Raw genomic sequence first — 21,083 nt, 5'->3', positions numbered from 1 at the left:
CTGAGTCTCACCATGTTTGAAACAACACCAATAAATCAATTACTTACGCCGCCATCGGGAAATTTCGATGACGAAAATCAACCAAAACAGATGTCTCTACTATGAGAAACGTTGGGACACTAGTGATATGAGATCGTGGTTGAACAAAGCCGTACTGAGGCGAACACATGGTTCGTTGATGATCTGGTTGTGGCCTTTAAGGATAATCATGCTTCGACTCTGCGCACTAATGTAATTTGACGAAAATCCTGGGTTTTACGTTTACTGATATCAATTACAGGTCAGAAGGCCAAGGAAAAATCAGTACTGAAGTCAGTCGTCTGCAATTGATCAGAACCAAACAAAAAAGCGCATATGAAAAACCTAATTTTCACCATAACATGTCTGCTATTAATAGCAGGCTGCTCAAAAAATGAACCAGCAAAACCACCAGCGCCATCAATGGAGCGCCCTATTCCTGTCCACATAGCGACAATGGATGAGTGGACAAGCGCCCTTTCGTCTGCCTACATAGAAAGCCAAACCAAAGACAAGGGCGATGGCGTGACCGAATTTATGGCGGCTTTCGGGACAAAAGAGAACAAAAACTTTTCAATCGCATTCGGCGAACGTGACGGCTTCAGAAAGCTTCGCATTTATAAAGCAGGTATGCCGATGAATATTGGAACGAGTGTCAAAACGTATGTATCAGTTCCAGATGGTAAAAAGCCCATCTTATTCATCGCACCCTATTATTGGGGCCGCAGTTGGCTATTCATGAAAAAACTTTCAATAATGGTCGACGGAAACGTTATATTCGAACATGATTTTGAGCTCAATACTAGTAACAGAAGAACTGAGGGAGTTGGCGTCGCGGAGTCATACGACTTGGTGGCTACGGAACAGGATATTGATGCTCTTCGAAAGATTCATCCTGAATCAAAAGTTCTGGTGAGAATTTCAGGCGATAAAGGATACGTAAATCTAATCGGTAAAAATAAGCGACATGAAATTGATGCTATTGAGGATTTTCAGCGCGATATAGTTTCCGCAATTGTGATATACGACGAAATTAGCAAAGCGATTAAAGGTCATATACCTCCAAATGGCACCTCTAATCCACCAAAATCTTTGAACTAATTGAAGAAAATTCAAACTGGAAAGAAATTAGCCATGATCAGAACGAACGATATCGTATTCGACTTCATTTATTAGGCATTCACTAAGAGTGCAAGTCACTTTATCGCTTCGCCCCCTGTCGATCCGACGTAATAAACTGCCCCATGATCGCTGTCAACGAATTGGCTTGCGTCAGCAGTACTGTCGATGCGCTTGCCAGGTTGTTGACGACACTGGCGTTGCTGATGGTGCTGACTTCGGTATGGACTTGTTCTACTCCTGTTGTCTGTTCTATGCTGGATTGATTGATTGATGGCAGAGATCATCTGCGACATCTGGTTGACGCTGGCGACGATTTCTTCCATCGTTAAACCGGTCTTGCTGACCAGGGTATTGCCCAGTTCGATGCGTTGTGTGGAATCGGTAATCAGTGCCTTGATTTCTTTGGCGGCACTTGCACTTCGCTGCGCCAGATTTCTGACTTCGCTGGCCATGACTGCAAAGCCGCGTCCCTGTTCGTCGGCTCTGGCGGCTTCAACTGTGGCATTCAACGCCTGAATGTTGGTTTGAAATGCGATGTCGTCGATGACGGAAATAATATCGACAATTTGCCTGGAGCTATCTTTGATCGAATCCATGGTCTGCACGACTTTATTGACGACATGCCCACCTCGTCGCGCCACTTCAGAAGCTGCCTTGGCAAGTTCGTTGGCGCTGGTGGAATTTTCTCTGTTAGCGGCAACGCTGGATGTCAGCGATTCTATTGATGATGCAGTTCGCTGTACAGATATGGCTTGTTCTTCTGTACTTTCCGCCAGGGAATTGCTGTCAACGATAATTTGTTCGGATGTCCCCGGCTTGCCCCAGAGAATGGGGTAGCTTTTGTGAATATCGAATAAGTAAGTCTGAGTGTTGCCTGTATTGACTGAAAATAATCCTTGGCTTGACTGCGAATGTAAATGATATTGATTCTCATTGTTAACATGTGTATCATTCTGCACATGGAAGATGGCAATGCAGTAATAAATTGACATCGTGCGCAATCAATTTTGATACACAATCAGAGGCAAGTCTTGAATCACTCACACGTTAAGCAACCAAAAAACCTTCGTCTTACTGATGATCTGGTAATAAATTCAATGAAGAAAACAACATTGGCGTTGGGTATTTCCAGCGCCATGTTCATGCCTATGGTCGCCATGGCGCAAGAGGTCACGCCGCCTGCCGCCAAGACACAAAAAGATGTGCAGAAGTTGCCGGAAGTGGAAGTGCTGGGCAAGCGTGTTGAATCCAATCCCAATGCTGAAGTTGGTGCGCCTTACAAAGCGAAATCGTCTGCTGATTCTCGCCACACGCGTCCGCTGGCTGAAACGCCACAAACTATTTCAGTACTGACCCGCGCAGCGATTGATGACTCTGGCCTGACGGATCTGAAACAGGTGTTGGGCGCGCAGCCAGGTATCACGCTGGGTACCGGTGAAAACGGCAATGCCTTCGGCGACCGGTATATTATTCGTGGCCAGGAAGCACGCAGCGATGTCTTTGTCGATGGCTTGCGTGATCCAGGCATGTCTACACGTGAAAGTTTCGTCATCGAACAACTGGAAATCGCCAAGGGCCCTAACTCCAGTTTCGCTGGCCGTGGCACTGCCGGTGGTGCGATCAATGCCATCACCAAGCAGGCTACTCTGGATCATGATTTTGAGCGTGTTTCCGTAGGTATCGGCAGTGATTCACAACGTCGTGTTACTGCGGATATCAACAAAGGTTTTGGTGATCATTTTGCGTTGCGCACCAATGTGCTGTACGGCGATGAAGATGTGCCTGACCGTTCGCCAGCTAACCGCAAGCGCAAGGGGATTGCCTTGTCCGGCCTGTATGAAGTCGACAAGGATTTATCCATCACGCTGGATTACTATGGTCTGCGTACTAAAGATACGTCGCCGGATCTGGGTTACTACCTGACAGGCACTGTGCCGAATCGTGTACCGGCGACCAATGTGCCGGTGTATGGCCAGGCAAATGATTTCCTCAAGTCGGATGTGGACACCGTCACGGCGCGTGTCAACTGGACGCTGGCACCTGATCTCAAGCTCACCAGCCTGACGCGTTACGGCAAATCCGGCAACGGTTATGTAACTTCTGGTGCGTCTTCTGCAACCCGCTACAACGGTGCAACAGGCGTGGCTTACACCACTGGTGCCCTCGATAGCGGCCATACTGGCTGGCAAGACATCGATTACTTTGCCCACCAAAGCAATTTGCGTTGGGACAAAGTGCTGGCAGGCTTCAAACATGAATTTATCTTCGGCGCAGAATATGCTGACCACAAAGTCGTATCCGGTACCTATGCCATCACCAATACCGGCACATTCAATTGCAAGACCACGGCGGGCATCGGTGCCAACAATGGCTTCTGCTTCACTGACAGCAATGGCACACCGGTCGCCAATTTGAGCAATCTGGCTGGCCGTAGCTCTAGTCGTCTGACCTGGAACCAGGATTGGCATATCAAGGCATTGGCGCTGACGCTGATGGACACCGTTGATCTGACTGACAAATTTACTGCTTTTGGCGGCTTGCGCGCTGATTCCTTTGACCTGAACCTGACACGCCGCAATAACACCACGGGCGTCATCACAGGCGACTACGGTTACAAAGACACACTGGTGAACGGTCATCTTGGCCTGAGCTACAAGATCACACCCAAGCTCATCGTCTATGGTTCTGTTGCCAGTGCACAAGACATCAATGGCGGTGAAGCGGATGCCGGTACCAGCAGCGGTTATGGTGGCGCCGTCCTGTATCAAAACCAGATTGCCGGTGCCAAGCCAGAAACCTCAATCAACTATGAACTGGGTGTGAAGTGGAACCTGCTGGACGACAAATTGCTGGCTACCGCAGCATTGTTCCAGACCAAAAAATCAGACGTGATGGAAGGTGCCAACTATGACACCGTCGGCACTTTCAACACAGGTAAAAATCGTGTGCAAGGTCTGGAACTGGGTCTCAGTGGTAACCTGACGGAAGACTTGTCGGTACAGGCTGGCGCAGCCTTCATGGATTCCAAAGTGCTGGCTTCTTCTACACCTGCCAACATCGGTAATCCATTGAGCAACTTTGCCAAGAAAACTTTCTCGTTGCAGGCCAAGTACCAGTTGACCAATGCGTTCTCGTTCGGCGGTGCAGCACGTCATGAAAGTGATCGTTGTGGTGGTCAGCCTGACACGGCAGCAGGTTACACAGCAACTGGTCTTTGTTCGCAGCCAGTACCGTCATTCACCGCGTATGATGTGTTTGCCGCGTATCGCTTCTCACGTCGTTTTGATGTCCGCGTGAATGTACTGAATGTCACGAACAAGGACTACTACACGGCAGTGTACCGTTCTGGTGCCTTCCTGTACAAAGGTGATGCACGGGCTGTACGCGTCGCGCTGAACTACGAAATGTAAAAACCATCTGCCGGGCGCACTGGCGATTCAGCTAAAATACGGATTCTTTGTTGATATTTTCCATTAATGAACAAACCGTCCACATCCGCTAATCAGCCAGTCGCGCCGGGTATTCCGGCAGATATACGCTGCGCCCAGGATTATGAACTGGTGGCGCGGCGTACCATGGCAGAAGCCAGCTACGCCTATGTAGCCGGTGGCAGTGGGCGCGACCTGACGGTGGCTGCCAACCTGGCCGCTTTCTCGCAATGGTCCATCTATCCACGTGTGCTGTGCGATGTCAAAGATGGCCATACGCGAGTGACTTTGGGCGCACAAACTTTCCTTCATCCCCTATTATTGGCCCCTGTGGCTTTCCAGAAGCTTGCCCATGCGGCTGGCGAAATCGACACTGCGCGGGCCGCACAAGCGACGGATAGCTGCATGGTATGCAGCACGCTGGCATCTTGTCATCTGGAAGATGTGGCGCATGCGTCGGGCCCGCACAAGTGGTTTCAACTGTATTTCCAAGCCCGTCGTAATGACACGCTAACTCTGCTGGCAAGGGCAGAAGCGGCTGGCTTCAGTGCCATCGTGGTGACGCTGGATGCATCCATACAAGTGGCAAGTGCGCGTGCCCTGCAAGCAGGATTTCGTATGCCGGCTGATTGTGTCGCGGTTAACCTGCAAGAACCATCTGCCGGACAGTCTGCTGAAGAGATTGAATTATCGCCGGGCGATAGCCGTATTTTCCAGGGTGTGATGCGGGCCGCACCAACCTGGTCTGACCTGACCTGGCTGATGGAGCAGACTTCTTTGCCGATATGGGTAAAAGGTGTCTTGCACCCCGACGATGCACGTGCCTTGCAGGCTGCCGGGGTTGCCGGTATTGTAGTTTCCAACCATGGCGGGCGCAGCCTGGATGGTGCCCCTGCCAGCCTGACTGTGCTGCCGGGCATCCGTGCGGCGGTCGGTGATGATTTTCCTTTGTTGCTCGATGGTGGTATACGTTCAGGTGCGGATGTCTTCAAGGCGCTGGCGCTGGGGGCCGATGCCGTATTGATCGGGCGTTTGCAACTATATGCACTGAGCGTTGCCGGCGCATTGGGTGTCGCCCACATGATCAAACTGTTGCGCGAAGAACTGGAAGTGTGCATGGCGCAAGCTGGTTGCGCCACCTTGCGCGACATTGGCAACGAGGCTTTGCTGCGTTGTCCTGGAACGAACTAAATTAACCGATAAAGTAAGGCTGACGGTATGTTGATTGTGATAGCGAATGTCTTGAGCAAGGATGAAGTCCGGCAGTTCCGGGCGCATCTGGACCAGGCCGAATGGCAGGACGGTGTACGCACTGCTGGCACGCTCGCGCAGCAGGTCAAACGCAATTTACAGATAGACGACAATTCAGAACTGGCTATCAAACTCGGCAACCATATCTTGCGCAATCTGGGTCAACATCCCGTCTTCATTTCTGCCGCCTTGCCGCAAAAAATCTACCCACCCAAATTCAATTGCTACCAGGATGGCGGTGGTTATGGCCTGCATGTGGACAGCGCCATCATGGTACTACCCGGCACGGGTCAAAATTTGCGCAGCGATCTGGCCGCCACGGTGTTCCTGGCCGAACCCGGAGAGTATGAAGGGGGCGAACTGGAAATCGACACCGACTTTGGTGCGCAAACAGTCAAGCTTACTGCGGGTGATATGGTGCTGTATCCGGCTTCCAGCCTGCACCGGGTGACACCGGTGACATCAGGTGCGCGGCTTGCTTCTTTTTTCTGGATAGAGAGCATGGTCAGCGACGGTACAGAACGTGCAATGCTATACGATCTGGATCAGGCAATCCAGAAACTGACAATGACGGTCGACCCACAAAATTCGGCACTGCTGACGCTGACAGGTGTGTACCATAATCTGTTACGCCGCTGGGCCATCACTTAAGTTTCAACTAAGTTTTAAATCACTTATCAGGAGTAAGCGATGCAATCAATTACGCGATCAATTTTTGTAAAACTCGTCCCGGTGGCATTTGCTGTTATATCCAGCAGCGCCTGGGCACATGGTGATGTCAAATGTACCGACCAGCCAAAAGCCAAGTGGCGGCCACATACAGAATTGCAAGAAAAGCTGACCAAGGAAGGCTGGCAAATCCGTCGCATGGAACAAACCACCAGTTGCTACGAAGTGTATGCCAAAGACCCCAAGGGCAAACGCGTTGAAGCATTCTTCAACCCGGTGACGTTCGAGCGCGTTGAAGAATAATCAGCCCGTCGGGGACATGCCCGTTGGGGACGCGCCCGTCTGGGACATGCCCGTACGCCTGATTCATTGGGCGCTGGTGTTCAGTATCGCAACTGCATGGTTCACCAGCGGCCAGACTGGCGTTGCCCATGAATATATAGGCTATGGCGCTGGCCTGCTGGTACTGGCACGCCTGGTCTGGTCGGGCGTCGGCAACCGCTATGCACGCTTTGGCCAATTCCTTAAACCGCTGTCAGCCACGCTTGATTATGTGCGCCTGGTGATGCGCGCCAAAGCCCCGCGTTACATTGGCCATAACCCCTTGGGCGGCTGGATGGTCGTGGCGCTGATATCCTGCGTGGCATTGCTGGTATTAACCGGCTGGGCCATGGGCACCGATTTGCTGTGGGGCTATGCCTGGCCTGTACGTGTACACATCACTATCGCCTGGATCATGGTGGGTCTGATAGGCTTGCACGTGGCCGGCGTCCTGTTCACCAGTTGGCAACATCACGAAAACCTGGCCAAGGCCATGCTGACAGGTGAAAAGCCAGTGGCCGGGCCGGGTGATGTAGATTAGTGACAGTTGTTTGTAACTGAGTCGCACCTGCATCAACTTAAAATGATCAGTATTTAAATCAACGCATTGATAATGCGAATATGATATCAGGTGTGAAGACTAATTCTTGGCGAATACTCAGCTAAACACTATCGCCGTTTTATATTGCAGACTCAGGCGCGCGCATTCATATAGCAATATCCAGGATTCCAATTCACGGTAGCAACCGTCCTCCTCTTGTGCAACTTTGCTGATGCGTTCTGCCTCGCTATCCGACAACTGATCATTGTCGAGTTTGATACCTAGGGCAGGAGCAACCAGTAGCAGTTCTTCCATCAACCTGTATGAAGAGCCGAGCATACCGCCTGGCAAGTCTGAATCGGCGCTTTCAGCAAACAAGACTTCCGAAAAATCCACCGGTAAATAATAACCTTCGGCATCAGAATGGCAGATCAGGTGGCTGTTCATTGCATCGTATTCTGCTTGAAGCGCTTCATCCTCTTCAGGTTCTTCATCTTTTGGCGAGGGTGTCGCAATCCAGCTTGGGTCTGCCTTGCGGCGGGCGTAGGCGCGACGTAGATAGTGGATGAAGGAATACGGCAAGCTGTCAAGTTGCGCACGCGAATCGAGTGCAGGCAATTGACGGGGTTCCACATGTTCGGGCAAACCTGCTTCCGTCAGTACTGCGTTGGCTGCTGCAAAGCCTTCTTCCATCCATTCGACGCCTTCAGGATCGCTTTCTGCCAGTGCGGCTAATTCTCCAACAGATATTCCCAAGCCCATTGCTCTCTCCTTGAAAAGCTTTGCACACAGGATGTGTGCAACAGTGAGCTGTAACAGTTGTGACTAATGTTAACCCGCTCCGTATCACCATGTAAATCCAGGCGGGCAGGAATAGTCAGAAACATAGTGATTGCAAGTGCCTGCTATAGAAAGCAGGCCATAGGTGTACAAAAAAAACTTTCAATTGTGTGATAGCAGGTCGCCCCTTTGTCTGTGTTGTTCTTGCGGGGGGCGGCGGGTTTTGCATAAGCTATCACTGTAAACGTCGCTTTGTAAGCCTAATACCACCTTAAAAAATCACTGCATTGATTGTTCGGATACCACGCCGACATGTGTCTGCTACGGTCAAGCATTGGACGCGCTTGCTTGTCGGGCATGGTTACCCGGCTAAGCACTTTACCGTGGTACTTGCTGCCAATGGCTGTAATACAACTTGCCAAACGACGGGCGGGCGCTGGTCTGGTTGTAGAGTCAGCAGAGGGCAGGTGGGGAATTGCTTACATTTTAATTGAAGATACCACTTAAATACCTATTGACATCCACTAGGAAAAAAACTTACAGTGAAGCCTGAAATGGTAGCAGATGTGGCGTCGCTGGTTTGGCGGCGTAAAAAACATGAATAGATCACTTATCAATGCTCACTTATCAATGCTCACTTATCAATGAATAAACAAGCAGAAAACCAGCACACAGCAGACGGGCAGAATACCGCACGCGGTAGGCTTACGTCCGTGGCCTGCACTTATTTTGTCGGTGCTGATGGTGGTGGTACTGGCACGCGAGTGGTGTTGGCTGATGCCGCAGGCCAGGAACTGGGGCGTGGCAGCGCCGGGCCATCTGGCCTGGCACTGGGGCGCGACAAGGCCTGGCAATCTATTTTGCAGGCGACGCAGCAGGCCTTTGCAGTAGCTGGCCTGGCCATGCCGCCATTGCAGGATATTGCTGTCGGCTGCGGGCTGGCTGGTGTGCACAATATCCACTGGACCAAAGAATTCGTCGCCCTCAATCCTGGCTTTGGTGCTGTCTGTGCTGAAACGGATGCCTATACCACTTTACTGGGGGCACTGGGCGGCAAGCCTGGTGCCATCATCGCACTCGGCACTGGCAGTGTTGGTGAAGTGTTGCTGGCCAACGGCCAGCGTCGTGAAGTCGGTGGCTGGGGTTTCCCTGTCAGCGACGAAGCTGGCGGGGCATGGCTGGGCATGCGTGCCGTCAATCACTTGCAGCGTGTGCTGGATGGGCGTGCTGCCGCTAACCCATTTGCCAGCGCTGTGCTGACACATTGTGGTGGCGACAAGGATGCCGTCTTTGCCTGGCTGGCGCAGGCCAACCAGACCCGTTATGCAGAACTGGCACCACTGGTAATACGCTTTGCTGCCGAAGTGGAAGTGGCACGCACCGTCATGCAGGATGCTGGCAAAGAGGTTGCCATCATGGCGCAGGCACTCGACCCTTCTGCTGAATTGCCGATTGCCCTGTGTGGCGGTCTGGCGGATGCGGTGGCTGCGTATCTACCGACGGAACTGGCAGGGCGGGTACAAAAGCCGCAGGCAGATTCAGCAGCGGGCGCCATGATACTGATACAGCAGCATCTGCAATACAAGTAATACAAATAATACCAGCAACACCGGCAACACCCATAAACCAAGAGAGAGAACCATGGTGGCACAACTGATAGATTTCAAACCTGATGCAGAGAGTTCTACTCCCTTGTATCTGCAGTTGGCAAATAAACTGGCTAACGGCATACATAGCGGGCTGTGGCAACCGGATGAAGCCTTGCCGTCAGAGCGCATGCTGTCTGAAACCCTGGATATCTCACGCGTCACTGCGCGCAAAGCCATCGACATGTTGTGCGAGCGTGGCATGCTCACCCGCAAGCATGGTTCCGGCACCTACATCACCCCCAAGCTTGAACAGCCTTTATCGCGCCTGACCAACTTCAGTGAAGAATTGCGCAATCGTGGTTTTGTGCCTGGCTCGCGCTGGCTGTCGCGTGAAACCGGGATCGCTTCGCCAGAAGAAATTTTGTCGCTGGGTCTGTCGCCGAATACCGTGGTGTCGCGCCTCAAGCGTTTGCGTACTGCCGACAATGTGGTGATGGCGATAGAAAGCACGACCATACCGGCGATGTATATACCAAACCCGAAACTGGTCAACGATAGCCTGTACGGTTATCTGGAAGCTCAAAATCTGTCACCTACGCGCGCACTGCAACATATCCGCGCCGTGAATGCAACCGCCGAACAGGCGCGGCTGGCCGATATCAAACAGGGCGCGGCGATGCTGTTCATCACCCGCGTTGCCTATCTGCCCACTGGTGCAGCAATCGAGCTTTCTCACTCGTACTGCCGCAGTGATTATTATGACTTTGTGGCGGAGCTGTTCAGATGAGCTTGAATCAACAATTGCAAGGGCAGATACTGACACCGCAAGGCTGGGTATGGGGATCGGTAAGCTTTGCTGAAAAAATACAGGCGATCACTACCGATGCCAGCGTGCCGTCTGAAAGTAGCCCTGATCAGGTGGCGGCCAGTCATTACATACTGCCAGGCTTCGTGGATCTGCATGTGCATGGTGCTGGCGGCAAAGACACCATGGAAGCCGGTGATGCTGTCGAAGTCATCGCCCGCAAGCATGCAAAGCATGGTACCACCTGTATGCTGGCAACCACCATGACTGCACCGCTGGCAGACCTTGAACAGGCATTGAAGGCGATCAGGCCCTTTGTCGATCAGCGCAGCACGGGCGCAGCCCGCGTGCTGGGCGTGCATCTGGAAGGCCCGTACATCAACCCCGGCAAGCTGGGGGCGCAGCCAGATTTTGCGCATGCCGGTTCGCTGGATCAGGTGCGTCACCTGGATGCCATAGCGCCAATCAAACTGATTACCGTCGCACCCGAAATGGACGGCCATCTGCAACTGGTGCGCGAGCTGACAGACATGGGCATGCAGATACAGATAGGCCATACCCTGGGTACGTATGAAGAGGGCAAGGCCGCGCTGGAAAACGGTGCTACTGGTTTTACCCACTTGTATAACGCCATGTCGCGCATGGATCACCGGGCACCCGGCATGGTCGGTGCTGCCCTCGCACATGCGCAGTTTTCTGAAATTATTCCCGACCTGGTGCATGTGCATCCGGGCGCTATCCGGGCTGCCCTGCGCGCCATTCCGCATCTGTATTGCGTGACTGATTCGACTGCCGCATCCGGCATGCCAGACGGCCAGTACATGCTGGGCCGCCAGGTGGTGCATAAATGCCTGGGTGGTGTGCGTCTGGAAGACGGCACGCTGGCAGGCAGTACCTTGACCATGGATCAGGCGCTGCGCAACCTGGTTAGCATAGGCCTGGATCTGGAAGATGCATCGAAGCGTGTTTCTACCTACGCAGCCGATTATCTGGGATTGAATGAGCGTGGCCGCCTGCAGGCAGGCAGTTACGCAGACCTGGTCGTGCTGGATCGCCAGCTCAACCTCATCGCTGTTTATGTAGAAGGAGAAAAGATTGACCTCGCAGATGCTTAAGGAAGCGTGTTCTTCCGCCGATTTTGTAGCCGGACAACTGAAGCTGGACAATGACAGTTACCGTGCCCTGGGTGCCCATTTGCGTGCCCATCCGCCAGGCTCGGTGGTGACAGTGGCACGTGGCAGTTCTGACCATGCCGCCAATTATGCGGCTTACCTCATCATGGCCAGGTTGGGACGCATCGTCGCGTCCTTGCCGATGTCGCTGGTGACACTGAATAATGCGCCCTTGCAGGCCAGGGACGCATTGGCGATTGCGATTTCACAATCTGGCCAAAGCCCGGACGTGGTCGAACCCATCCGTTATTTCCGCGAAGGTGGTGCCACTACCGTGGCGCTGGTGAACGATGCGGCGTCCCCGCTGGGGCAAAGCGCAGAATGGACCATGCCCCTGCATGCCGGGCCAGAACTGAGCGTGGCTGCCACCAAGAGCTTTATCACTTCGCTGGTTGCCGCTGCGCGTCTGGTCGGTCACTGGCAAGATGATGCGGCATTTTTGCAAGCCATAGAACAATTGCCGGACGCCTTGCGCGCCGCCACCGAATTTGACTGGTCGCCAGCGCTGGATGTACTGACACCGGCGTCACGCATCATGGTGGTGGGACGTGGCATCAGCTTCCCGGTGGCGCTGGAGTCGGCATTGAAGTTCAAGGAAACTTCCGTTATCCAGGCCGAAGCCTTCAGTGGTGCAGAAATCAAACATGGCCCGATGGCACTGATACATGATGGTTACCCCTTGCTGATCTTCGCAACCCGTGGTCCCTCACAGGCTGGCCAGATCGCTTTGGCAGAAGAAATGCGGGGCCGTGGTGCCAATGTCTTGCTGGCCGCGCCGGATGATGTCAAGGAACGTAATCTGACCCTGCCGGTAGCAGCCACACCCGATCTTGACCCCATCGTGGCGATACAGGCGTTTTATGTCATGGCCGCCAATTTGTCGATTGCCCGTGGCCTGGACCCGGACAAGCCACGTCACCTCAGCAAAGTGACAAAAACCAATTAGACTGTGCAGATAATCCGCCACGCTATTTTTTAAAAACTTAAAAGATAGATACTCCCCCTAGTATTTTTACTAATAGCAATGCATACATAGAAAAAATGCGAAATTTATTCAAAATTGGGGGGAGTATAACCAAAGGCAGCAGCCGGGCAAAAAGCTTAGCTAAAAGTCGCGGGCTCAGATGCATGGCATTGCTGGCCGCCTTTGTGCTGGGCACAACACTGCATGGCGATGCCCTGGCTGTCCAGAAAATCGAATTCTGGACCATGAGCCTCAAGCCCAAGTTCATTCCCTACTTCCAGCAACTGGTTAAAAACTACGAAGCGCAACACCCCGGTATCAAGCTCGAATGGGTGGATTTTCCGTGGGACATTTTGCAATTGAAACTGATCACCGCCATCGCCGCCGGTACCCCACCGGCACTGGTGAATCTGAGCGTACCCTGGGCAGAAGAAATGGCACGTGATGGCTTGCTGGAACCAGTCGATGCCTGGCTGGCCACACCGGGTGCAGCAGTTGATTACACCGATGCGGCACTGGCCGATTTGCGTTTCAATGGCAAGGTGTATGGCTTTCCCCATTACAGCAACGTCAATGTGATTGCCTATAACCGCAAGATACTGGCAGCAGCCGGCATCACCCAGGCCCCCAGGAGCATGGATGAATTGCTGGCACAGGCAGTGCTGATTTCCGCCAAAACCGGCAAGCCAGGTTATGCGCCGGCGCTGGGTAAGATTGATGGTTTTTTCATGCAGCAGGGGCTGGATCTACTGCGCGATGGCAAGGCCGTTTTCAACTCACCCGCCCATGTGGCATTGATCAAAAAACTGGCTGCGACCTACAAGGCAAACGGTTTTTTGAAAGACAAGCTGTTTGCCGAAGACAATTTCCCGGCGGTGGTGGATGCCTATCTGGGTGGGCGACTGGGCGTCATGGTCAGCGCACCCACCGCCATGAAACGCATACAGACAGATGCGCCAGAGATTTATGCGCAGACCGGCATTTTTCCGGTACCACCGGGGCCGACAGGCATCAACGATGGTGGCTGGTTATTCCATTTTGCCATACCCAAGGGTGTAAAAAAACAGCAACTGCTAGAGATTGCCGCCTTTGCCCGCTACCTGACCAGCGACGCCAATCAACTGACTTTTGCACGGCTTGCTGGCGTCATGCCCACCACCAGGCAAGCCTTGTCTAACCCTTACTTTAAACAGGTGCCAGCCAATGCCGGTGCATCAGAACAGGCATTGGCGGTTGCTGCCAATTCCATGAATGCTTCGCGCACCCTGTATGTCAGCGGCATTGATGATTATGATGAATTGCGCCGCTTCCTGGTCAAGGCGGTAGAGGCTGGCGTCACCGGCAGACGTGACGTGCAGGAAGCACTGGATGAAGCCGTCGCTATCTGGAACCGCAAATTGCAGGGGGCAAAGCAGCCATGAGCAAGCAAACCGCATCCTCTTCCATAACAAGACGACGCAATCTGCTGGCCTATGCCTTTCTGGCCCCAGCCCTGTTCTTGCTGCTGATGTTTTCCTTCTGGCCTGTGATGTATGGCTCTTACCTCAGCTTTACCGATTTTAGTTTGATACGCCCTGTGCATTGGGTGGGGTTTGCCAATTACCGCGCCCTGTTTGTGAATGACATGTTCTTGACCGGGCTTAAAAATTCGCTGCTGTTTTTGTTGGTGGTGCCTTTCACGCAATTGGGTGCCATTTCGCTGGCGGTGCTGGTGAATAATCAATTGCCCGGCATACGCTGGTTTCGTGCCGCCTATTATGTGCCGGTGGTGACCACCGTTTCTGTGGTGGGCATCATGTGGGGCTTCATGTTCCATGAACAGGGAACACTTAATTATGTGCTGCTGCAACTGCATGTGATTGCTGCACCGCTGGGCTGGCTATCGGACGATACCCTGGCCCTGTTCGCCGTCATGTTTGTATCCTTCTGGCGTGGCCTGGGCTGGTATATGGTGATGTACCTGGCGGCCTTGCAATCACTGCCAGCAGAAATGCAGGAAGCAGCCATACTTGACGGTGCCAATCGCTGGCAACGTTTCTGGCGCATCACCGTGCCGATGCTGAAACTAACAATCCTGGTGTGCAGCATCATGTCGGTATTGGCAGCTTTGAAAGCGTATCAGGAAGTCGACGTGCTGACCCAGGGCGGCCCCATGAATTCCACCTTCACGGCCCTGTATTACGCTTACGACCAGGGGCTAAAACACTTGAAACTGCCACGTGGCCTGGCCGCCAGTTTCGTGGTGTCTGTGTGCTGCATGGCGATTGCCTTCGTCTGCCTGCGCTGGCTTAAACCAGGGCACAGGGAATGAGCATGTCCATCAAAAAAATCCTGCGCACGGCATCGCAATATGGCTTGCTGAGCCTGATTGCCATCATCTGTATTTTCCCATTCTGGTGGACGCTGGTGGTGGCGATGTCGACCGAAGGCAATCTGTTTGAATTCCCACCCACATTCTGGCCGCGTGGCGTGTCGCTGGATAATTTTATCGAGGCATTCCGCGTCATCCCCATCATTGCATTCTATAAAAATTCGCTGCTGATTACTATTGCGACAGTGCTGGGTAAGCTGGTGGTGTGTTCACTGGCCGCTTATCCTTTATCACGCATGCAGTTCAGCGGCAGCAAGCTCATCATGGGCGTAATACTGGCAACCATGATCTTGCCGTCAGAAGTGAATTTTCTGGTCAATTTCATCACCATCACCAAGATATCACTAGTGAATACCTATACCGCCGTGGTGTTGCCGAATATCGTGACGGCAGTATCCATACTCTTGCTGAAACAGGCTTTCGATGAGGTACCGCAAGACTTGCTGGATGCCGCAAGGGTGGATGGTGCCAGTGAATGGGTCATCTTTTACCGCATCGTCTTACCCCTGATCACCCCCTGGCTGGCAACAGTGGGCATACTGACGGCAGTTGAAGCCTGGAATGAATACATCTGGCCATCTATCGTCATCAGCAAGCCGGAAGATTTTCCTTTATCTGCAGGTGTGCTGTATTTGCGCGGCACCTACGGCAGCAGCACCCGCGTGATCGCGGCAGGAACCATTTTGACAGTTGCACCTATATTGGTCGCCTTTTTATTTACCCAGCGCTTTTTTATGCGCGGCATGGATGGAGCAGTGAAATGACGCAAGACAAAAACTATAATGAGCAAACGAATAATGAGCTAACCCTGACACGCGAAGCAGCGCGCCACTTGGCCGGCCAACTGGTGATGATACGCATGCCCATCACCAGCCTTGACGATGCATCGGCACAATTCTTGAAAGACAATTACATCCGTGGCATTTGCCTGTTCAGGCAAAACATGGTGGACGAAACCCAGTTGAAGAAACTGACGACCGATCTGCGCAGTGCCTTGGGGACGGAAGCACTGATCGGTATCGATCAGGAAGGGGGCGCAGTGGTGCGTTCCACCTGGGTACCACAGCCCCCGGCGGCGATGTCACTGGGTGCCAGCGATGACCCGGAACTATGCCGCCAGGTGGGTGCTGCCGTTGCCCGTGGTGTCAAGGCACTGGGCTTCAACTGGAACTTTGCACCCGTGCTGGATTTGAACAATAACGTCGATAACCCCGTCATCTCTGAACGTTCATTCGGCGCTGATCCAAAACGCGCCAGTGAACTGGCACTGGCCTGGATGGATGGCAGCCTGTCCGAAGGCGTGGCCTGCTGCGTCAAGCACTTTCCGGGTCATGGAGACACCAATGTTGATTCGCACCGCGATTTGCCCACCGTGAACAAAAGCCTGGCAGAATTGCAGGCGCTGGAACTGGCCCCGTTCCAGACCGCAGTCAGCCGCAATGCCCCAGCCATGATGACTGCGCATATCGTCTACCCGGCGCTGGATGCAGAAAACCCAGCCACCATGTCCAAACCCATACTCACCGGCCTGCTGCGTGATCAATGGAATTACCAGGGCGTCGTCATCACCGACGGTATGGACATGCACGCTATCGCCGGGCGCTATGGCGTCGGCAATGCAGCGGTGCGCGCCTTGCTGGCTGGGGCTGACATGGTCATGGCGCTAGGCACCACAGAAACCCAGCTTGAAACCCTGAACGCACTGACCGAAGTCATTTTCTCTGGCCAGATTTCTTTGGCCGACGTACAGCAAAAACTGCAGCGCATGACTGCACTGACAACACGCTATCCCTGCATAGACACCGCCTACCAGACCGACATGGCAGACCGCATCCTCATGGCCAGCGCCTGGAAGCGCGGCCTGACCACGCAGGGCAATGCCGTACCGCCCGCGAGGGGCAGCAAGGTGCGCCTGATCATCAGCGCCGATGTCGTCAGCGATGGCGTGTCAGAAGCCGGCATCCCCGCCAGCAAAGTCAGCGCCATGCTGGCCAGTGTGTATGATGTGGACACCGTCACTTTTAACAAGGCCGACACCTTTGACTGGAGCGCCTTGCCGAACGATGGCCGCTTCGTGATACTGGCATCCACCGTGCGCATACGTTACAGCAAGCAGGTGCGCGACAGCTGGAAGCCAGACCTGCACCTGGTCTTGTGGAACCCGTTTCAAATGCTCGACATCCAGGCACCGGCCCTGATTACCTATGGCTTTGCCCCACCCGCGATTGATGCCGCACGCGCCTGGTTTGCCGCTGAAGTAATCGCCAGCGGCCAGATCCCGGTCGCCGGTTTTTCAAACGCAGCAACGTAACAAGTATAAAGGGGAGGGGCAAGGCATGGCCGAAGTCAGACTGCAGCAGATCAGCAAATCCTATGGCAATAACCAGGTCTTGCAAGGCATAGACCTGCACGTGCGCAATGGTGAATTCATGGTCTTTGTCGGCCCCTCAGGCTGTGGCAAATCGACCTTGCTGCGCATGATCGCTGGCCTCGAAGATATCAGCGCCGGTGAACTGTACATCGGTGATGCACTGGCCAACGACATCCCACCGGCCAAGCGTGGCCTGGCCATGGTGTTTCAGTCGTATGCCCTGTATCCGCATATGACCGTGTATGAAAACATGGCCTTCAGCCTTAGCCTCAGCAGCATGAGCAAGCAAGACATCGATGCCGCTGTCCAGCATGCTGCCGGCATCCTGCAAATGACCCACCTGCTGCACCGCAAGCCGCGTGACCTGTCTGGCGGGCAGCGCCAGCGCGTCGCCATCGGTCGCGCCATCGTGCGCAAACCCGGCCTGTTTTTATTTGACGAACCGCTATCCAATCTCGACGCCAGCCTGCGCGTGCAAATGCGCATAGAACTCAGCAAGCTGCACCGCGAACTTGCCGCCACCATGATCTACGTCACCCATGACCAGGTCGAAGCCATGACCCTGGGCCAGCGCATCGCCGTCTTCAATGGTGGCAAGATAGAACAGATAGGCGCACCGCTGGAACTCTACGACAGACCCGCCAACCGCTTCGTCGCCGGTTTTCTGGGTTCCCCCAAAATGAATTTCCTGCAAGGCAAAGTCAGCCATTGCGCCAACAACCTAGCATTGGTGACCCTGGCAGGTGGCGCACACCTGGAAGTCAACATCCCTCCCAACACCCTGACAGAAGGGCAAGCAGTCAGCATAGGCATACGCGCAGAGCACGTGGCCCCATCCGCACAAACCCAGGACCGCAACAACCAGCTCAGCGTCAGCATCAGTTTCATCGAACACCTGGGCGATGCCGCCATCGTCTACGCCACACTGGCCGGCGAAGAAAACCTGTTCGCCATCAAGCTGCCAGCGGATACCTCAGATTTATTCCCGGGGGCAGATTTGCGGGTGCAACTGCCAGTGGGGAGGTGTCATGTGTTTGACGAGAAGGGGGCGCGCTGCTCCGCGTAAATGTCTTTGAAATAGGACTTACGCAAATTTGTCCCTGCAAGGCGTCAGCGACGAAGACAGTACTTTAGTACGGCAAGGCGCTGCAACGCAGCTGGGGAAAATTTGCGTAGGTCCTATGAAAAATAAATCAGGGAAGCTTTGATCAAGTCCGCTTTTGCAAAGCCCCCGGTATTCATACTGGTTGCAGCGGGGTTGAATCTACTTAATCAGGCGTTCCCTGGCACTATAATTCGACTGAGTGATGTGTAGATAGTTCTAGACAGTTCTGGGCTTTTTTTGAGACGGTATTCGCAGTAACTGCGGACACTTTCTTCAATGCGCCCACAACAATATAACATCTGTCGAAGCAGCTTACTTGTCCATGTTCCTGAGCCATTCGGCATGGGCTTTTTCAGCCGCGTTGATAGCACGGTCAATGTGAACCCTTGCCCGATCACGCAATCCGCGCACTTCTGGATTGTCCTCTTCTTGCGAAATGTCGGCGCGCGCCTTCTTCAATGTCTCAATGGATTTCAACAGGCGGCTTCCATGCTCCTTGACATCAACATTCTTGTGGTCATTGATGTCCTTACCATCATCGATTGCCGCTTTCTTTATTTCGGCGATAGCAGCATCAATTTCGGTGATGCCAATGTCCTCATTCGCATAGACTTTTGAGTCACCAGCCTGGTGATACAAGAACCAGCGGGCTGTGCGCAAATCTGTCAAAGCGTGGAGATAGGCAGGATGCTTTCCGGGTAATTGCTGTGCCATCGCGGCAAAGGGAACCATTCCAGCAAAGGCTAACGGAAGCAGGTATTTCGCAAATTTGTTCATTTTCGTTCCCCAAATGGATTTGTGAATTAACTAAGCGATAAAGTAAGCGATAAGTTTGCAAAAAATTCGAGTAAAATTAATTTGTCTATGACGCACTGAGCATAACGCCGCCAGGACAATTTTGGTTGACAACGCCTCGCGAGGCACCAGTATATATCTGCTGCTATGCAGCATTGTAAGACTGGTAAGATTGAATGGCCTTGCCCGACCACGATGACATGTTTTTGTAATTCGCCAGATTAGATGTATGTCAGGTTACAGGCAAGAATTATACTGAGCCGTAATAACCGCTTACAATTAAGCTTTCATATTAATGAAAAGAATAGTACGTATTACCGCTGTTTTGGCTGCAATGGCAATCTGCACTGGTCCAAGCGCCTGGTGTGCAACAACGCCAGTAGTTTCTGAAGCCGCATTCCCGGGGAAAACGTGGGATACCATTTCGCCGGCTGCACTTAGTCAGGCTTGCAAACAGGATTTGGACGCTGCGCGTGCTTATCTTCACACCTTGGATACCACGGCACTGCTGGCGGTGCAAGATGGCAAAGCGCTGTTCAGTTATGGCCCTGTCGAGAAGGTCAGCAATATTGCCTCGGCTCGAAAAAGCATACTGTCAGTGCTGTACGGAAAGTATGTTATTGATGGCACGATCGACCTTGATAAAACGATTGCCGATCTTGGGATTGACGATATCGGTGGCTTATTGCCAATTGAGCGTAAGGCGACGGTACGAAATCTTTTGGCAGCACGTTCCGGTGTTTATCACCCAGCCGCGAATGGCGGCGACAATGCAGCGTTTGCGCCGGCACGCGGTTCGAAAAATCCGGGTGCCTATTTTCTGTACAATAACTGGGATTTCAATGCAGCTGGCACGGTCTTTGAGATGCTGACCAAGCAGGGTATATTCAAAGCGTTTGCGGAGGACATTGCCGCGCCACTGCAACTGGAGGATTTTGACCTCGCCCGTCATCGGCTCAGAGGGGATAGCAGCCAATCCCGGCACCTTGCTTACCCCTTTTACTTCTCCACCAGAGACATGGCGCGCATCGGGTATTTAATGCTTCAGCAAGGGAATTGGCGCGGTCGACAAATCGTTCCAAGCGCATGGGTAGCAAAAATCACTACGCCTGTTACCTTCTTTAGTGAAATGCACCCACAACATACGAAACATCATCAATCCGACTTCGGTTACGGCTACTTGTGGTGGACCTTGACCGATCCACCCGACTCGCCGTTAAGCGATGCCTACATGGCATGGGGCCAATACGGACAATTTATATTAGTTATTCCTAAGCGCCAGATGGTGATCGCGCATAAGCATCAAGTCGCGGATGACAAGTTTGGGAGTAATCAGGCGCAAGACGTACCCTGGGTACAGGAAATGGATTTTTTAAACGCCGCAAGAATGCTGGCAAATGCGCCGTGCCGGTGATTGCTTATCTTGATATTTGAGCAGATTGAAAAATTAATCCTGCTGCTTAGCATGAAAGATCATTGAAGACCTGACTGGTCCAGTTGATTTGCATCTACGAATTTCCTGCAAGGCAAAGTCAGCGCGCTGCGCCGACAACCAGGTAACGGTGTCTTTGGCAGGTGGCGCGCAACTGCAAGTCTCAACCCCCACTCGCTCACAGAAGGACAAGAAGTCAGCACAGGCATACGCGCAGAACACCTAGTGTAGTGCTTGCGAATTGTTTGAACTAGCCAATGTTTTGTTTGTCATATTCGTATTCTTTCTGTGGATCGAATGATGAATCAGGGCAAGCCAATTAATCTGACGGATGAACAACGAACCGAAC

Annotated in this window: 19 protein-coding genes; 16 read left to right on the top strand and 3 right to left on the bottom strand. The window is 53.0% G+C overall.

Annotation, left to right across the window (positions count from 1 at the left end):
• The first annotated feature begins 354 nt into the window (after positions 1-354).
• Positions 355-1,119 carry a hypothetical protein gene (locus ACO0K9_RS27690; protein WP_422990570.1) on the top strand — a complete coding sequence of 255 codons (765 nt, stop codon included), beginning with the start codon at positions 355-357 and terminating at the stop codon, positions 1,117-1,119.
• A gap of 95 nt (positions 1,120-1,214) precedes the next feature.
• On the opposite strand, the gene ACO0K9_RS27685 is transcribed toward ACO0K9_RS27690, so the two are convergent.
• Positions 1,215-2,132 (bottom strand): methyl-accepting chemotaxis protein, encoded by a 918-nt coding sequence (locus ACO0K9_RS27685; protein WP_422990568.1) that lies wholly within the window; start codon positions 2,130-2,132, stop codon positions 1,215-1,217.
• Positions 2,133-2,237: 105 nt separating this feature from the next.
• Here ACO0K9_RS27685 and ACO0K9_RS27680 point away from each other — a divergent pair, with 105 nt between their 5' ends.
• The 5 genes from ACO0K9_RS27680 (at position 2,238) to ACO0K9_RS27660 (ending at position 7,350) form a co-directional block, all read left to right on the top strand.
• Positions 2,238-4,550, top strand: a complete 2,313-nt coding sequence (locus ACO0K9_RS27680) for a TonB-dependent receptor (RefSeq protein ID WP_422990566.1) — start codon at positions 2,238-2,240, stop codon at positions 4,548-4,550.
• Positions 4,551-4,616: 66 nt separating this feature from the next.
• Positions 4,617-5,759, top strand: coding sequence for an alpha-hydroxy acid oxidase (locus ACO0K9_RS27675; RefSeq protein WP_422990564.1), 1,143 nt, complete (start codon positions 4,617-4,619; stop codon positions 5,757-5,759).
• A gap of 27 nt (positions 5,760-5,786) precedes the next feature.
• A complete protein-coding gene (locus ACO0K9_RS27670; protein WP_422990562.1) occupies positions 5,787-6,470 on the top strand; it encodes a Fe2+-dependent dioxygenase in 684 nt (227 codons plus the stop codon).
• A gap of 39 nt (positions 6,471-6,509) precedes the next feature.
• The gene (locus ACO0K9_RS27665; protein ID WP_422990560.1) at positions 6,510-6,791 is read left to right on the top strand and encodes a PepSY domain-containing protein; all 282 of its coding nucleotides are present in this window, start codon (positions 6,510-6,512) and stop codon (positions 6,789-6,791) included.
• A gap of 46 nt (positions 6,792-6,837) precedes the next feature.
• Complete coding sequence (locus ACO0K9_RS27660; RefSeq protein WP_422990558.1) at positions 6,838-7,350, top strand: cytochrome b/b6 domain-containing protein; 513 nt, start codon at positions 6,838-6,840, stop codon at positions 7,348-7,350.
• A gap of 117 nt (positions 7,351-7,467) precedes the next feature.
• Here ACO0K9_RS27660 and ACO0K9_RS27655 read toward each other — a convergent pair whose 3' ends face one another.
• Positions 7,468-8,112, bottom strand: a complete 645-nt coding sequence (locus ACO0K9_RS27655) for a hypothetical protein (protein ID WP_422990556.1) — start codon at positions 8,110-8,112, stop codon at positions 7,468-7,470.
• Between the two features lie 662 nt (positions 8,113-8,774).
• Between ACO0K9_RS27655 and ACO0K9_RS27650 the strand changes: the two genes are divergently transcribed.
• The 9 genes from ACO0K9_RS27650 to ACO0K9_RS27610 all read left to right on the top strand — a co-directional run bounded on the left by ACO0K9_RS27650 (position 8,775) and on the right by ACO0K9_RS27610 (position 18,468).
• The gene (locus tag ACO0K9_RS27650) at positions 8,775-9,719 is read left to right on the top strand and encodes a BadF/BadG/BcrA/BcrD ATPase family protein (protein ID WP_422990555.1); all 945 of its coding nucleotides are present in this window, start codon (positions 8,775-8,777) and stop codon (positions 9,717-9,719) included.
• A 52-nt stretch (positions 9,720-9,771) separates the two neighbouring features.
• Positions 9,772-10,506 carry a GntR family transcriptional regulator gene (locus ACO0K9_RS27645; protein ID WP_422990553.1) on the top strand — a complete coding sequence of 245 codons (735 nt, stop codon included), beginning with the start codon at positions 9,772-9,774 and terminating at the stop codon, positions 10,504-10,506.
• Positions 10,507-10,508: 2 nt separating this feature from the next.
• A complete protein-coding gene (gene nagA / locus ACO0K9_RS27640) occupies positions 10,509-11,639 on the top strand; it encodes an N-acetylglucosamine-6-phosphate deacetylase (RefSeq protein ID WP_422990573.1) in 1,131 nt (376 codons plus the stop codon).
• Positions 11,632-12,642, top strand: coding sequence for an SIS domain-containing protein (locus ACO0K9_RS27635; protein ID WP_422990572.1), 1,011 nt, complete (start codon positions 11,632-11,634; stop codon positions 12,640-12,642). The genes nagA and ACO0K9_RS27635 overlap by 8 nt, the downstream gene beginning before the upstream one ends.
• 182 nt (positions 12,643-12,824) lie before the next feature.
• Positions 12,825-14,081 carry an ABC transporter substrate-binding protein gene (locus ACO0K9_RS27630; RefSeq protein ID WP_422990551.1) on the top strand — a complete coding sequence of 419 codons (1,257 nt, stop codon included), beginning with the start codon at positions 12,825-12,827 and terminating at the stop codon, positions 14,079-14,081.
• Positions 14,078-14,971: a carbohydrate ABC transporter permease gene (locus ACO0K9_RS27625; RefSeq protein ID WP_422990549.1), complete on the top strand. Its 894-nt coding sequence runs from the start codon at positions 14,078-14,080 to the stop codon at positions 14,969-14,971. The genes ACO0K9_RS27630 and ACO0K9_RS27625 overlap by 4 nt, the downstream gene beginning before the upstream one ends.
• A 2-nt stretch (positions 14,972-14,973) precedes the next feature.
• Entirely contained in the window at positions 14,974-15,795 is an 822-nt protein-coding gene (locus ACO0K9_RS27620; protein WP_422990547.1) for a carbohydrate ABC transporter permease, read from the top strand.
• Positions 15,792-17,342: a beta-N-acetylhexosaminidase gene (gene nagZ, locus ACO0K9_RS27615; protein WP_422990545.1), complete on the top strand. Its 1,551-nt coding sequence runs from the start codon at positions 15,792-15,794 to the stop codon at positions 17,340-17,342. Before ACO0K9_RS27620 ends, nagZ begins: the two co-directional genes overlap by 4 nt.
• A 25-nt stretch (positions 17,343-17,367) precedes the next feature.
• Positions 17,368-18,468, top strand: a complete 1,101-nt coding sequence (locus ACO0K9_RS27610) for an ABC transporter ATP-binding protein (protein ID WP_422990543.1) — start codon at positions 17,368-17,370, stop codon at positions 18,466-18,468.
• A gap of 351 nt (positions 18,469-18,819) precedes the next feature.
• Here ACO0K9_RS27610 and ACO0K9_RS27605 read toward each other — a convergent pair whose 3' ends face one another.
• Complete coding sequence (locus ACO0K9_RS27605) at positions 18,820-19,284, bottom strand: hypothetical protein (protein WP_422990541.1); 465 nt, start codon at positions 19,282-19,284, stop codon at positions 18,820-18,822.
• A gap of 313 nt (positions 19,285-19,597) precedes the next feature.
• Between ACO0K9_RS27605 and ACO0K9_RS27600 the strand changes: the two genes are divergently transcribed.
• Positions 19,598-20,716: a serine hydrolase domain-containing protein gene (locus tag ACO0K9_RS27600; RefSeq protein ID WP_422990539.1), complete on the top strand. Its 1,119-nt coding sequence runs from the start codon at positions 19,598-19,600 to the stop codon at positions 20,714-20,716.
• The last annotated feature ends 367 nt before the right edge of the window (positions 20,717-21,083 follow it).

This window comes from Undibacterium sp. Ji50W (assembly GCF_049340445.1).
Classification (GTDB): Bacteria; Pseudomonadota; Gammaproteobacteria; order Burkholderiales; family Burkholderiaceae_D; genus Undibacterium.
This window is presented reverse-complemented; position numbering and strand designations above follow the sequence as displayed.

Coding starts and splice junctions, on each gene's coding strand:
- nagZ (WP_422990545.1), top strand. CDS start 15,792: ATGACGCAAGACAAAAACTATAATGAGCAAACGAATAATGAGCTAACC.
- ACO0K9_RS27625 (WP_422990549.1), top strand. CDS start 14,078: ATGAGCAAGCAAACCGCATCCTCTTCCATAACAAGACGACGCAATCTG.
- ACO0K9_RS27605 (WP_422990541.1), bottom strand. CDS start 19,284: ATGAACAAATTTGCGAAATACCTGCTTCCGTTAGCCTTTGCTGGAATG.
- ACO0K9_RS27690 (WP_422990570.1), top strand. CDS start 355: ATGAAAAACCTAATTTTCACCATAACATGTCTGCTATTAATAGCAGGC.
- ACO0K9_RS27665 (WP_422990560.1), top strand. CDS start 6,510: ATGCAATCAATTACGCGATCAATTTTTGTAAAACTCGTCCCGGTGGCA.
- ACO0K9_RS27610 (WP_422990543.1), top strand. CDS start 17,368: ATGGCCGAAGTCAGACTGCAGCAGATCAGCAAATCCTATGGCAATAAC.
- ACO0K9_RS27675 (WP_422990564.1), top strand. CDS start 4,617: ATGAACAAACCGTCCACATCCGCTAATCAGCCAGTCGCGCCGGGTATT.
- ACO0K9_RS27630 (WP_422990551.1), top strand. CDS start 12,825: ATGGCATTGCTGGCCGCCTTTGTGCTGGGCACAACACTGCATGGCGAT.
- ACO0K9_RS27680 (WP_422990566.1), top strand. CDS start 2,238: ATGAAGAAAACAACATTGGCGTTGGGTATTTCCAGCGCCATGTTCATG.
- ACO0K9_RS27685 (WP_422990568.1), bottom strand. CDS start 2,132: ATGTCAATTTATTACTGCATTGCCATCTTCCATGTGCAGAATGATACA.
- ACO0K9_RS27645 (WP_422990553.1), top strand. CDS start 9,772: ATGGTGGCACAACTGATAGATTTCAAACCTGATGCAGAGAGTTCTACT.
- ACO0K9_RS27650 (WP_422990555.1), top strand. CDS start 8,775: ATGAATAAACAAGCAGAAAACCAGCACACAGCAGACGGGCAGAATACC.
- ACO0K9_RS27655 (WP_422990556.1), bottom strand. CDS start 8,112: ATGGGCTTGGGAATATCTGTTGGAGAATTAGCCGCACTGGCAGAAAGC.
- ACO0K9_RS27635 (WP_422990572.1), top strand. CDS start 11,632: ATGCTTAAGGAAGCGTGTTCTTCCGCCGATTTTGTAGCCGGACAACTG.
- ACO0K9_RS27660 (WP_422990558.1), top strand. CDS start 6,838: ATGCCCGTACGCCTGATTCATTGGGCGCTGGTGTTCAGTATCGCAACT.
- ACO0K9_RS27600 (WP_422990539.1), top strand. CDS start 19,598: ATGAAAAGAATAGTACGTATTACCGCTGTTTTGGCTGCAATGGCAATC.
- ACO0K9_RS27670 (WP_422990562.1), top strand. CDS start 5,787: ATGTTGATTGTGATAGCGAATGTCTTGAGCAAGGATGAAGTCCGGCAG.
- ACO0K9_RS27620 (WP_422990547.1), top strand. CDS start 14,974: ATGTCCATCAAAAAAATCCTGCGCACGGCATCGCAATATGGCTTGCTG.